Origin of the sequence: Bacteroides uniformis, assembly GCF_025147485.1 — a bacterium.
Classification (GTDB): domain Bacteria; phylum Bacteroidota; class Bacteroidia; order Bacteroidales; family Bacteroidaceae; genus Bacteroides; species Bacteroides uniformis.
Genome location: NZ_CP102263.1, coordinates 652,950 through 667,535 on the forward strand (window position 1 = coordinate 652,950; position 14,586 = coordinate 667,535).

Sequence of the window (14,586 nt, forward strand, 5' to 3'; positions counted from 1 at the left end):
TACATCATCTATGAATGTAAGACGTCAGTTTTTACTTAGTCTGCTTGCCGCCTCCCTCTTCCCCCAATGGGGAGGTGCGCAAGAACTTCCGACGGATGTCCGCCAGGAAATCGGGAAATTCCTGGATACCACCGCACGGAAAGAAGTTTCCGTAGGACGTATCAGCATCGACTCAGTGGCCGTGGAAGGAAATACGCTGCAACTGTTTGCCAACATGAACTGTGCCTATATTCCTTTCCGCGAGGACAATGTAGCCGAAATATACCAGGGCGTAAGTGCCCTGCTACCGGCGGAGTTTACCAAATACAAGCTGCAAATCCGTACCAACAAGCGCAGCATCGAAGAACTGGTTCCCCAAGTCCTGCGTAGTAAAAAAGACAAAAAGACGAAGACATTCAATCCCGTCGCTTCCAAGCCTTTAGTTACCGACATTTCCGCCCCCTACACCCCTACCAACGGCTTGCAGAACCGGCACATCGCCCTATGGCAAAGCCACGGCTGGTACTACGAGCCGAAACTCGACCGTTGGGAATGGCAGCGTGCACGTATCTTCCAGACCGTGGAAGACCTCTACACCCAAAGCTACGTATTGCCTTTCCTCGTGCCGATGCTGGAAAATGCCGGTGCCAACGTGCTGCTTCCCCGCGAACGCGATTGCCAGACGGCAGAAGTCATCGTAGACAATGACGGTTGCCTGACCGGCCGTTCCGTCTATACAGAAAATTCCGGTGACAAGCTCTGGAGCCAGGGAGCAGGACAAGGCTTCGCCCACCTGCGCCCCCAATACATAGACTTTGAGAATCCTTTCAAGGAAGGCACTTACCGCGCTATAGAAACCATCAAGAAAGGAAACGCAAGCACCGCCGAATGGATTCCCGAAATCCCTTCGACCGGACAATACGCCGTATACGTCTCTTACCAAACCTTGCCAAACAGCGCGGACGATGCCCTTTACACCGTCTATCACAAAGGCGGCACCACGCAGTTCAAGGTAAACCAGCAAATGGGAGGCGGCACCTGGATTTACCTCGGCACCTTCGGCTTCAATGCCGGTCGGAACAATGAATGCAAAGTCGTTCTGAGCAACCTTTCCTCCAAAGTAGGAAGAATCATCACCGCCGACGCCGTGAAGATTGGCGGCGGTATGGGGAACATCGCCCGCCGCATCTCCAACGAGGGCGCTACGGAAAACCTGAAAAGCTCCGACACCCGCAACCTGCAAAACACCCATACAGGCAACATCCAAGACCGTGTAACCTATTCTCCATTGTCCACTATCAATTATCAACTATCTAACTATCCCCGTTTCTGCGAAGCCGCCCGCTACTGGCTGCAATGGGCAGGCATACCGGACAGCGTATATTCAGAAAGCAACGGAAAGAACGACTATACCGACGACTACAAATGCCGTGGTATCTGGGTGAACTACCTTTCCGGAGGCTCTGCCGTGAATCCGACGGAGAGAGGGCTGAACATCCCCGTCAACATGGCCTTCGCCTTCCACTCCGATGCAGGAACTACACTGAACGATTCCATCATCGGGACACTCGGCATCTACTATACCAACGCCTACAATGAGAAGTTCGCTAACGGAGCATCACGCTATCTGAGCCACGACCTGACAGACTTGATTCAGTCCAACATCGTGCGTGACGTGCGTACCCTCTACGAACCTCAATGGACACGCCGTGGCAAATGGAACCAATCTTACTATGAGGCCCGTGTACCCCGCGTACCTACCATGCTGCTCGAACTGCTTTCCCATCAAAACTTTGCAGACATGCGCTACGGACTGGACCCACGTTTCCGTTTCACCGTAAGCCGCGCCATCTATAAAGGTATGTTGCAGTTCCTCTGCTCACAATACCACATGGATTATGTAGTGCAACCGCTACCGGTAGACCACATGGCCTTGCGCATGACCAGCGAGAACGAAGTGGAACTGACCTGGCAACCCGTAGCGGATGCGTTGGAACCAACTGCCGTAGCAGAGAAATACATTGTTTATACCCGTATCGGCGACGGGGATTTCGACAACGGAGTATTGGTGGACGGCAACAGTTACCGAACCACGCTCCCCGCCGGCATGGTATGCAGTTACAAGGTAACCGCTGTCAACAAGGGCGGTGAAAGTTTCCCTTCCGAAATTCTTTCCGCCGGACGGGCGTTCAATTCCAAAGGTACCGTATTGGTGATAAACGGATTCGACCGTATCAGTGCCCCTGCCGACTTTACGGCCCCCGCCCCCGCCGACACCCTCCTTGCCGGATTTCTGGATGAGCAGGACCACGGGGTCCCCTATATCCATGACATCAGCTACATTGGCAAGATGAAGGAATACCGCCGTTCCATTCCCTGGATGGACGACGACGCCTCCGGTTTCGGCGACAGTTATGGAAATTACGAGACCCAAGTCATCGCAGGAAATACGTTCGATTATCCTGCCATACATGGTGCCGCTATCCTGAAAGCGGGATATTCGTTTGTATCGGTTAGTAATGAAAGTCTCTCCCCCGTAGGAAAGGGAGAGAAGAATATTCCGGTGGATATGAGGGAGTATAGGTATGTGGACTTGATACTTGGGAAGCAATGCCAGACCAAGATGGGACGGGGAGGCGTAAAACCGTTGGAGTTCAAGACTTTCAGCAAACCGATGCAGGAGGCTATTGCGGCTTATTGTAAGCAAGGTGGAAATATCTTTGTTTCGGGCGCTTTTGTAGGAACGGATTTATGGGACAACCGCCTTGCAACCGCCGACGAAGCCGACAAGAAATTTGCGATGGAAGTACTGAAATATAAGTGGCGTGTGGGACAAGCGGCTACAATGGGTAAGGTGAAAAGCGTAGCTTCTCCGTTCCCCGCCCTTTCAGGAAACTATACCTATCACAATGAGCTGAATGCCGATTCGTATGTGGTGGAATCACCGGACGCCATTGAACCGGCAACCAAAGATGCACACACCGTGATGCGGTATTCTGAAAACAACCTGAGTGCCGGTGTGGCTTATCAAGGCAATTACAAGACTTGTGTCTTGGGATTTCCCTTTGAAGCCATACGTACTGATTCTGAAAGAGAGGCACTCATGAATGCTGTACTGACATTCTTCAACGACAACAAGTAATATCAACCAATCATCATCTATGAACAGAAGACTGTTAATAATCGTCCTGATGGCTTGCCTGCTCCCCCTGGGGATGCAGGCACAGCAAGGGACATTCCGTTTTGCCCAACTGACGGACATTCATCTGACCCCGAACAATCCGAATCCCACAGAGGACCTGCTGCGTTCCGTGGCACAGATTAATGCCACCGACAGTATCGACTTTGTCCTGGTGACGGGCGACCTGACCGAAGAAGGCGACCGTACTACCATGGAAAAAGTGAAATCGTGCCTTGACTTGCTGAAGGTCCCCTACCACGTAGTCCTAGGCAACCATGAAACGAAATGGAGCGACTCCGGCTGTACCGCTTTCGGAGAAATCTTTGGCGGCGAACGCTTCGAGTTCGAGCATAAGGGATTCCTTTTCCTCGGCTTCAACTCCGGTCCGCTGATGCGTATGGCCTACGGGCATGTAGTGCCGCAAGATATCCGTTGGATGACGGAAGAAATGGATAAAAACGGCAAAGACAAACCGGTGATACTTGTCACCCACTACCCGCTAATGGAAGGTGATGTGGACAATTGGTATGAGGTGACGGATGCCGTCCGCCCCTACAACGTGCGCTTGTTTATCGGCGGACACTACCACAGCAACCGGGATTTACGTTACGACGGCATTCCGGGCGTACTGATGCGCAGCAACCTGTGCGACAAAGAAGGGAAACCGGGTTACGGCATCTATGAAGTAACCGGGGATTCCATCCGGGTATACACGCAACGTATCGGCGAGCCCAAGAAGCAGTGGACAGCATTCTCGCTGACCGGACAGTATTACGACCGCAACGGAAAGGCAGAGAAATATCCTGACTTCTCGGTCAACAAGGAGTATCCGCAAGTAAAGGAGCAATGGATGGTGCAGACGGGCGCAGGCATTTACTGCTCTCCCGCCGTAGAAAAAGATAAAGTGTTCGTAGGAGACGATATGGGACAGCTGACAGCCTACGCCCTGAAAAACGGTAAAAAGCTATGGAGCTTTGAATCCGGCAAGCGCATTGTCGGTACTCCGGCCGTAAGCGAGGGTATCGTTGTATTCGGGTCTGCTGACCGTCGCATCTACGGATTGAACGCCAAAGACGGCAGCCTGCTCTGGACGGTAGAAGCCGCCGAACCGGTGCTCGGAGCCGTGACCATCGCAGACGGCAGAGCATACATCGGTGCCAGTGACGCCACTTTCCGTGCCATAGACATCCATACGGGAAAAGTAATCTGGGCCTACACCAGCGTGAAGGGCTACATCGAGACCAAGCCGTTGGTGACGGAAGACAAAGTTATCTTCGGCGCATGGGACAATACACTGTATGCCCTGAGCAAGGCAAACGGGCATGAACTATGGAAATGGACGGGCGGACTGACCCGTATGCACTTCTCTCCAGCCACCGTATGGCCGGTAGCCACCGACGGCAAAGTATTCATTACCGACCCGCAACGCGCCATGACCGCCATAGACATCCATACGGGCAATACCGTGTGGCGCACCTTCCAGTCCATGGTGCGCGAGACCATCGGACTTTCCGAAGACGGTGAACGTATCTATAGCAAAACGATGAACGACAGCATTGTTTGCTATGCAGCTCAAGGAGATACTCCGCGGGAGTTGTGGGCAACCAATGTAGGTTTCGGTTATGAGCATGCCCCCTCCATGCAAGTGGAAAAAGAGGGGGTAATGTTTGGCAGTACCAAAGAAGGACTTATCTTCGCACTGGAAGGAAAAACAGGCAAAGTACTGTGGAAACATAAAATAGGAAATTCACTCATCAGTACCGTAGTTCCGTTGAACGGCCACGAAGTGCTGTTCACGGCAACCAGTGGAGAAGTGGGACTTCTGAGAATTAAAAATTGAGAATTAAAAATTAAAAGATATATCATGAATAAAATCAGTTGCTTTCTTCCCTACGCAGGAAAAGAACAAGTAGAAAAAACAGTGAACAGCCTACAGGCGACAGGACTTATAGAAGAAATCCGGTTAATCACGACCGATACCACTCTGGAATCGCTCCCGGGCTGCGAAATATTGTTTGTTGACATGCCCTACAGCAGTGCAACCCTCAAAGCTATTGCTAATGCAGCCAAAGGAGAATACACATTGCTTTATACCAAAGAGACTACGCTCGAAATGGGTATGTTTGCACTGGAACGTATGATACACATCCTTGAAGATTCAAGCGCCGGTATGGTATATGCCGACCACTACCAAATAGCAGACGGCAAGCAGAGCAACGCTCCGGTAATCGACTACCAATTCGGTTCCTTGAGGGATGACTTCAACTTTGGCTCCCTGCTCCTTTTCAACACCGAAAAACTAAAGGAAGCCGCCGGACACATGAAGTCTGACTACAACTTCGCCGGACTTTACGACCTGCGCTTGAAATTGAGCCAACATTCAAACTTGGTACATATCAACGAATACTTATACAGCGAGGTGGAAAACGATACCCGCAAGAGCGGCGAAAAGATTTTCGACTATGTAGACCCCAAAAACCGTGACCGCCAGATTGAGATGGAGCAGGCATGTACCGAACATCTGAAAGAAATCGGGGGATATCTGGCACCGGAGTTCAAGAAGATTGAGTTCTCTGCCGGTAACTTTGAGTATGAAGCTTCGGTCATCATTCCGGTGCGCAACCGTATCCGTACCATCCGCGATGCCATCAAGTCGGTACTGATGCAGAAGACAGACTTCAAATATAATCTTATCATCATCGACAACCATTCCACAGACGGCACAACGGAGGCCATCGACGAATTCAAGGACGACGAACGCCTCATCCATATCGTCCCCGAACGCAACGACCTCGGTATCGGCGGTTGCTGGAATGTAGGTGTACACCACCCCAAGTGTGGCAAGTTTGCCGTGCAGCTGGACAGCGATGACGTATACAAAGACGAAAATACACTCGCCATCATGGTCCGCGCCTTCTACGAGCAGAACTGCGCCATGGTAGTAGGCACCTATATGATGACGGACTTCAACATGAACATGATTGCTCCGGGCATCATCGACCACAAGGAATGGACTCCGGCAAACGGACGCAACAACGCCCTCCGCATCAACGGTCTGGGTGCCCCGCGCGCCTTCTACACCCCGGTGCTGCGCGAAGTGAAAGTTCCCAACACCAGCTATGGCGAAGACTATGCACTGGGACTGAACTTCTCCCGCCAATACCAGATAGGACGTGTGTACGACGTGGTCTACCTCTGCCGCCGTTGGGACGACAACTCCGATGCCTCACTGGACATCGTGAAAATGAACGGACACAACCTCTACAAAGACCGCATCCGTACCTGGGAACTTCAGGCACGCATAGCGATGAACAAAAACAAGTGATATGAATCAAACGATACACCATCTTCTGACTGGACAATTGGCATCCTGGGAGACGGCACGCAACAACTATGCCGCCCTCTCCGGTGTGCGGGTGAAAGAGCTGAATGTAAACGGGATACTTTATAAGGTACAGTTCAACCCCGCACGCATCGTTTCCTCCGGTGCCAAAGTGGATGCCAAGTCCATCCTGGAACGGAAATGCTTTCTGTGCCCGGCCAATTTGCCGCCGGTACAGAAAGGTATCCCGTTCGGAGGACACTACAATATTCTGGTGAATCCGTTCCCCATCTTCCCCCGCCACCTGACAGTACCGGAACTGGCACATACCCCTCAACGCATAGCCACCCGCTTCACCGACATGCTGGAGCTGGCCGAGGCGCTGACGGATTACACCATCTTCTACAACGGTCCCAAATGTGGTGCTTCCGCCCCCGACCATGCTCATTTCCAGGCAGGAAACAAAGGGTTCATGCCTATTGAAAAGGACTGGCGCGGACAGACTGCCGGGAAAATAGCCGATTATAGGAAAGCAGCACTGTGGTATCTTGACGACGCTCCCCGTGCCACACTTGTGATTGAATCCACCTCCAAAGAGGACGCGGCAGACTTGTTCGACATCATTTACCGTTCTCTGGACGTGAAACCCGAAGAAGACGAGCCGATGATGAACGTACTGGTCCTATACGAGGCCGACCGTTGGGTGGTCTTTGTCTTCCCGCGCGAGAAACACCGCCCCGCCTGCTATACTGCCGAAGGAGAAGCCAATCTGTTGAGCAGCCCGGCATCCGTCGACTTGGGAGGTGTCTTTATCACCCCCGTAGAAAAGGATTTCTTGAAAATCACTGCGGAAGACGTGGCGCAGATATTAAGTGAAGTATGCCTCTCTGCCACAGATTTCCACAAGGTACGGCAGCGTATCAGGGAAAAAATATGACTTCTGAAATCCAAGAACTCTAATTTTAAAGAAATACCATTATGAAAGAGCCCAAAGTACAAGTAGGCATTCTGTTTGAACCGCAGATAGAATTCGTTTTGCTGAACCCGTATCGCATGGACGGAACGGAAGTCAGCGGCAAGCAGGTAGTGACCTACGACGAAGGCAAGATTCTCTGGAATGGACGCCGGTATGACGAACTGTTGTTCGAACCGCAACACGAGCAGACCGATGCCTTCGAACTATTGGACGTTACCATCGGCATCAATTTCCATTGGGAGCGCAAGGAAGACCAGTGTTTTCTGGGTGCCCTCAAAATCATCGTTGAGAATGGAAAGCTCACCGGCATCAACGTCATCCATGTAGAAGATTATCTGACCAGCGTCATCTCCTCCGAGATGAGTGCCACCGCATCTCTGGAACTGCTCAAGGCACACGCTGTCATCTCCCGAAGCTGGCTACTGGCACAAATACAGAAGAATAAGGAAATCACCGAAGCCCAAGCCAACTACTCGGCCTTTACGCAGACCGACGAAGAGCTGATTCGCTGGTACGACCGAGAGGACCACACCCACTTCGATGTATGCGCCGACGACCATTGTCAGCGCTACCAGGGCATTACACGTGCCTCTACCGATATTGTGAAACAAGCCATCTCCGCTACCCGCGGCCAGGTACTGACATCTGATGGTAAGATTTGCGACGCCCGTTTCTCCAAATGCTGCGGCGGTGCTTTCGAGGAATTCCAATACTGCTGGGAAGACATCAAATACCCCTATCTTGCCCAACAACGAGACAGTAAAACACATACCACACTACCCGATTTGACGCAGGAAGTCGAAGCGGACCGCTGGATTCGTACCTCCCCCGAAGCATTCTGCAACACCACCGACAAGAAAATCCTCTCGCAGGTACTCAATAACTATGACCAGGAGACTACGGACTTCTATCGCTGGAAAGTGGAATATACCCAGGAAGAGCTTTCAGCCCTCATTCTGAAACGTTCAGGCATTGACTACGGACAAATCATCGACCTTATCCCCATAGCCCGCGGAACCAGCGGACGCCTCTGGAAACTGAAGATTGTGGGAACCAAACGCACACTCACCATCGGCAAGGAACTGGAAATCCGCCGCACGCTCTCCACTTCACACCTCTACAGCTCTGCCTTCGTGGTAGACAAAGAGGAGTTGTCCGCCGAAGGCATTCCCGGACGCTTCATCCTCACCGGTGCCGGTTGGGGGCATGGTGTGGGACTTTGCCAAATAGGTGCAGCCGTGATGGGCGAGCAAGGGTATAAGTATGATGCAATACTGCTGCACTACTATATAGGTGCCAGCATTGACAAGCTGTATGAATAATCGAATAGAACACAATAAATCAATATCATGAACCATACAAAAAACATATCGCCATGGGCATGGGTACCCACCTTGTACTTTGCACAAGGCATTCCATATTTTATCGTAAACAACATCTCCGTGATGATGTTTACTAAAATGGGCGTACCGAACGGAGAAATGGCCTTGTTCACAAGCCTGCTCTATCTGCCATGGACTATCAAACCCTTCTGGAGCCCGTTTGTCGACATCATCAAGACCAAAAGATGGTGGACCCTTTCCATGCAGATTCTGATGTCTGTGGCATTCATCCTGCTGACGCTGTCCATTCCACGGCCGGACGAGGCGACTATGGCGGCCGGAACAACCCCCATCAGCATGTTCAGCATCACGCTGATGCTGTTCATCATCACGGCTTTTGCCTCTGCCACACACGACATTGCCGCCGACGGCTTCTACATGCTGGCACTGAAACAGAGTGACCAGGCAGCCTTCGTTGGCATCCGAAGCACGTTTTACCGGCTCGCCTCTATCTTCGGACAAGGCGTGCTCGTAGCCATTGCCGGCGCCATCGAACTGAGAACCGAAAACATTCCGCTGTCATGGACCATCACGATGCTGGTTACAGCCGTTCTGTTCAGCCTGGTGACGTTCTATCACCTCTTTGCAGTCCCCAAACCCACCTCAGATAAGTCAACACTGGCTGCCGATGCCGCCACTGCAGGAGCCATATTCAGAGAATTCGGACGAACATTCGCCACCTATTTCACCAAACCGGGCGCATTGCTGGCCATCGTGTTCATGTTGCTGTACCGCCTGCCTGAAGCATTCCTCATCAAAATGTGTATGCCTTTCCTGGTTGCCTCCAAAGAATCGGGAGGTCTGGAACTATCGACAGCAGAAGTAGGTATCGTATACGGCACCATCGGAGTCATATTCCTCACCCTGGGCGGTATCCTCGGAGGATTGTTCGCATCACGCATTGGCTTGAAAAAATCCATCTGGTGGATGGCAGGATGCATGACTCTGCCATGCCTGACGTTTGTCTATCTTGCCATTGCCCAGCCCGACAATCTGTTTGCCATCTCCACCGCCATCGCCATCGAGCAATTCGGCTACGGCTTCGGTTTCACGGCCTACATGCTCTACATGATGTACTTCTCCGAAGGTGAATTCAAAACATCCCACTATGCCATCTGTACCGCATTCATGGCACTAAGCATGATGATACCAGGTATGTTTGCGGGATATATCCAGGAGGCTATCGGATATACGGACTTCTTCTGGTTGGTAATGATATGCTGTTTCGCCACGGTTGTTGTCACCATTTTTGCAGACAGAAGGATAGACCCGGAATATGGAAAAAAATGATTAATGGTTAATGATTAATGTTTTGTGAGTAATATTTAGTGATTGGTTATGAAGAGGACTATTATTATATCCTTGCTCTGCCTCCTTTGCGGAGGTGCGATGCAAGCACAGAAGATCAGAATAAAGACCGGTATCGAGGTACTGAAAGAACAGAATTTCCGATGCCTGGAAGGTAAGCGTGTAGGATTGATTACCAACCCGACGGGGGTGGACAACCGGATGAGGTCCACCATTGACATCCTGCACGAGGCGCCCAACGTGAACCTTGTGGCACTCTACGGCCCCGAACACGGTGTGCGCGGCGATGTGCACGCAGGCGACCATGTGACGGACATCAAAGACGCGACTACCGGACTGCCCGTCTATTCGCTTTACGGAAAGACCCGCAAGGCCACGCCGGACATGCTGAAAGATGTGGATGTATTAGTGTATGATATCCAAGACATCGGTTGCCGTTCCTTTACCTACATCAGCACCATGGGACTGGCCATGGAAGCCGCTGCCGAAAACGGCAAGGAATTCATTGTGCTGGACCGGCCCAATCCCGTAGGCGGATTGAAGATTGAAGGCAACTTGGTTGAAGATGATTGCATTTCTTTTGTAAGCCAGTTTAAAATTCCGTACCTTTACGCCCTCACTTGCGGTGAGCTGGCACTGATGCTCAATGGCGAGAAGATGTTGAAGGATGGGGAACAATGCAATCTCCACGTAGTGAAGATGAAAGGCTGGAAACGCAAGATGGATTATACCCAAACCGGACTGCAATGGGTTCCCTCCTCTCCACACATTCCACATCCTCATTCTGCATTCTTCTACCCCGTCAGCGGCATTCTGGGTGAACTAGGATATATGTCTATCGGCGTGGGGTATACCATTCCGTTCCAGATGTTTGCCGCACCATGGATGGAAGCGGAAAAGCTGGCCGGAAACCTGAACCGTCTGAACGTACCGGGGGTCATCTTCAGACCGATGTACCTGAAGCCGTTCTATAGCGTAGGCAAAGGCGAGTTGCTGCAAGGTGTGCAAGTGCACATCATGGATTTCGGCAAAGCACCGTTGAGCGACCTGCAATTCCTGGTCATGCAGGAAGTCGCCGCCCTCTATCCTGACCGTGCCGTGTTTGACCATGCCGACAAGGGACGTTTCAACATGTTCGACAAAGTAAGCGGTTCGCGGCAGATACGCGAGCGCTTCTCGAAACGGAACCGTTGGGAGGACATACGCGACTACTGGTATAAAGATGCCGAAGACTTCCGTAAGCTGTCGAAAAAGTATTATTTATATAAATAAATTTACAGATAAATAAGGAAGGGAAAAGAGCCTGATACGGAGACTATTTCAGTCGTATACAGAACCACATTCAGTCGTATACTTAAATATATTCAGTATACGACTGAATGTACCCCCTCGTAAGACACGTTTACAGAGCACTTTGAAGCGAAGTGATGCAATAAAAAAAAGTGAACATGAAAGAGCATAGTTACATGGCTTTCCTGCAGGAAGCAAAACAATTCATTCCGCAGGAAAGGATTTACACCGACGAACTTCGCCGGCTGGCTTGGGGTACGGATGCCGGTTTTTACCGACTGATTCCCCAGATTGTAATCCGTTCGAAAGACGAAGATGAAGTTTCACAACTGTTGAAACTGGCGAGCCGCCACGGGCTGCCCGTCACCTTCCGAGCGGCAGGGACCAGTTTGTCGGGTCAAGCCATTAGCGACTCCATCCTCATCGTAGCCGGCAAGAATTGGGAAAAATACAGCATATCCGCCGACTACGAACAGATAACCCTCCAACCGGGCATCATCGGACAACGTGTGAACGAACTGTTGGCTCCCTACGGCCGTAAGTTTGCACCGGATCCCGCCTCGGTGAAAAGCGCCATGGTAGGCGGTATTGTCATGAACAATGCTTCCGGCATGAACTGCGGTACGCACGCCAATAGCGACAAGGTGCTTATTTCCGCCCGTATTATCCTGATGGATGGTACCCTGCTGGATACCGGAAATCCCGTCAGCCGCGCCTCCTTCGAAGTGAGTCACCGTGACTTCATTCGCCGCATCTGCGAACTGCGCGATGAAATACGTACCAACGAAAAACTGGCCGAACGCATCCGTTACAAATATTCCATCAAAAATGTAACCGGGCTCAATCTGTTGCCCTTCGTCCGTTTCGACGACCCATTCGAAATCATTGCCCACCTCATGGTAGGTTCCGAAGGTACACTGGCGTTCCTTTCGGAAGTGACGATGAAGACTGAATATGATTATCCCTACAAGGCCAGCGCTATGCTCTACTTCAAGACCATCAAAGAAGCGAGCCGCGCTGTGGTAGCCATGAAGAAGCTGGTCGACGAAACCGGCGAATGGACAGTAAAAGGGGCTGAAATGCTAGACTATAAGAGCCTTTCTTCCGTCAACGACCCCGTATTCCTAAAATACAAAGGCGAAGTTGCCTCCTCTGCCCTCCCCGGCGTGGAGCCCGGCGACGAAACCGGGTTGACAGCAGTGCTGACCGAAACCAAAGCCCGTACCCCGGAAGAACTGCAACAGAACATATCTGCCATTGAAGCTTGCCTGCAAGCCTTCACCACCTATATTCCGGTACGCTTCACCGACCGTCCGGAGGAATATTCCAAATACTGGGCCATCCGTTCCGGCATCTTCCCCTCTGTGGGAGGTACGCGCCAGCCGGGAACCACTTGCCTCATCGAAGACATCGCCTTCCACATTGAAGACCTTCCGGAGGCAACGGCAGAACTGCAACAGCTCATAGCCCGCCACGGATATAATGACGCCTGCATCTACGGCCATGCTCTCGAAGGCAACTACCACTTCATCATCAACCAGTCCTTCAGTACCCAAGCGGAAGTGAAACGCTACGAAGACTTGATGAATGACATCAAGACCTTGGTAGTAGATAAATATGACGGTTCCCTGAAAGCCGAGCATGGCACGGGCCGGAATATGGCTCCCTTTGTCTGCCATGAATGGGGAGATGACGCCTACAAAGCCATGAAAGCCGTCAAAGAGCTGTTTGACCCACAAGGATTGCTAAACCCCGGTGTCATTTTCAATGATGACCCGCAATGCCATATCAAGAACTTCAAGCCGCTGCCTTTATTAGTGATGAGTGACAAGAGACAAGCTACGTCACTCGTAGCTGACAAATGCATCGAGTGCGGTTTCTGCGAAGTCAACTGTCTCTCCTGCGGCTTTACCCTTTCCTCGCGCCAGCGTATCGTGTTGCAGCGCGAAATATCCCGGCTGAAACAAAGCGGCGAGGACCCGACACGCCTTGCACTGCTCGAAAAACAATACCGCTATCCCGGCAACCAGACTTGTGCCGGAGACGGCCTCTGCTCCATGTCGTGCCCGATGGGTATCAATACGGGCGACCTTACCCATATAATCCGCCAGGAAGCATTACCCAAAGGCAGTCTGGGATACAAAGCCGGAGACTTTGTCGCCAATCATTTCGCTGGTGTCAAGAGTGCACTGCGTCCCGTATTGTCCTTAGCCAACTTCGGACATTCACTATTAGGGACAAAGGCGATGAGCGGCATTACCAAGGGGCTGCACAATGCATTAGGCATACCTCTATGGACGCCGGCTATGCCGAAAAGTTATCAGTTACAAGCTACGGAGTTACAAGCTACAAGCACTATGCAGCATAATAGCGCAGCACTTGTAGCTCGTAGCTCTGTAACTCGTAACTACAAAGTCGTCTACTTCCCCAGCTGCATCAACCAGACTATGGGTCTGGCAAAGAAGTCTCCCGTAGAGCAGCCATTGGTAAATAAAATGGTGTCCTTGTTGCAAAAAGCCGGTTACGAAATCATCTTCCCGAAAGATATGGACAAGCTTTGCTGTGGCACCATTTGGGAAAGTAAAGGGATGCTGGACATTGCCGATCGCAAGACAGCCGAACTGGAGGCCGCACTTTGGGAAGCCAGCGAACAAGGCAAATACCCCGTCCTCTGTGACCAAAGCCCTTGTCTGCACCGCATGCGCGAATGTATCAAGAAGATGAAACTGTATGAACCTGCAGAATTCATCTATACATTCTTACGTGAGAAGCTGATTTTCACACCTATTAACCGCCCCGTAGCAATCCACATCACCTGCTCCATGCGGAAAATGGGACTGGCAGATACCATTATAGCCCTTGCACGCCTTTGCTCCAGTAAAGTCATCGTGCCGGAAGAAGTAGGTTGCTGCGGTTTTGCCGGAGACCGGGGATTCACCTATCCTGAGCTGAACTCGTACGCCCTACGCAAACTCCGCCCGCAAATAGAAGCGTCCGGAGTGAATATAGGCTACTCTAACAGCCGTACTTGTGAAATCGGATTGACAACAAACTCAGGTATCCCCTATGTATCCATTGCCTATCTGGTAGACGAATGTACAAAGGCAGCTGATAATTAGGATTGATAATTAACTTAACACACAAATAT

The 14,586-nt window shown here is 51.3% G+C and carries 8 protein-coding genes; all 8 read left to right on the plus strand.

Features of this window, described 5'->3' with window-relative positions; translation table 11 throughout:
• Positions 1-10 precede the first annotated feature (10 nt).
• The 8 genes from NQ510_RS02640 to NQ510_RS02675 all read left to right on the plus strand — a co-directional run bounded on the left by NQ510_RS02640 (position 11) and on the right by NQ510_RS02675 (position 14,557).
• Positions 11-3,121 (plus strand): golvesin C-terminal-like domain-containing protein, encoded by a 3,111-nt coding sequence (locus NQ510_RS02640; RefSeq protein WP_005824962.1) that lies wholly within the window; start codon positions 11-13, stop codon positions 3,119-3,121.
• A 19-nt stretch (positions 3,122-3,140) separates the two neighbouring features.
• On the plus strand, positions 3,141-5,000 hold the full coding sequence (locus NQ510_RS02645; protein WP_005824965.1) for an outer membrane protein assembly factor BamB family protein: 1,860 nt from the start codon (positions 3,141-3,143) through the stop codon (positions 4,998-5,000).
• A 24-nt stretch (positions 5,001-5,024) separates the two neighbouring features.
• Positions 5,025-6,485, plus strand: coding sequence for a glycosyltransferase family 2 protein (locus NQ510_RS02650; RefSeq protein ID WP_005824967.1), 1,461 nt, complete (start codon positions 5,025-5,027; stop codon positions 6,483-6,485).
• A gap of 1 nt (position 6,486) precedes the next feature.
• Positions 6,487-7,419: a DUF4922 domain-containing protein gene (locus NQ510_RS02655; RefSeq protein WP_005824968.1), complete on the plus strand. Its 933-nt coding sequence runs from the start codon at positions 6,487-6,489 to the stop codon at positions 7,417-7,419.
• Positions 7,420-7,460: 41 nt separating this feature from the next.
• Positions 7,461-8,780: a SpoIID/LytB domain-containing protein gene (locus NQ510_RS02660; protein ID WP_005824970.1), complete on the plus strand. Its 1,320-nt coding sequence runs from the start codon at positions 7,461-7,463 to the stop codon at positions 8,778-8,780.
• Positions 8,781-8,807: 27 nt separating this feature from the next.
• On the plus strand, positions 8,808-10,130 hold the full coding sequence (locus tag NQ510_RS02665; RefSeq protein WP_005824972.1) for an MFS transporter: 1,323 nt from the start codon (positions 8,808-8,810) through the stop codon (positions 10,128-10,130).
• A 48-nt stretch (positions 10,131-10,178) separates the two neighbouring features.
• Positions 10,179-11,420: an exo-beta-N-acetylmuramidase NamZ family protein gene (locus NQ510_RS02670; RefSeq protein WP_005824974.1), complete on the plus strand. Its 1,242-nt coding sequence runs from the start codon at positions 10,179-10,181 to the stop codon at positions 11,418-11,420.
• 176 nt (positions 11,421-11,596) lie between these two features.
• Positions 11,597-14,557 (plus strand): FAD-binding and (Fe-S)-binding domain-containing protein, encoded by a 2,961-nt coding sequence (locus NQ510_RS02675; RefSeq protein WP_005824976.1) that lies wholly within the window; start codon positions 11,597-11,599, stop codon positions 14,555-14,557.
• Positions 14,558-14,586: the final 29 nt, after the last annotated feature.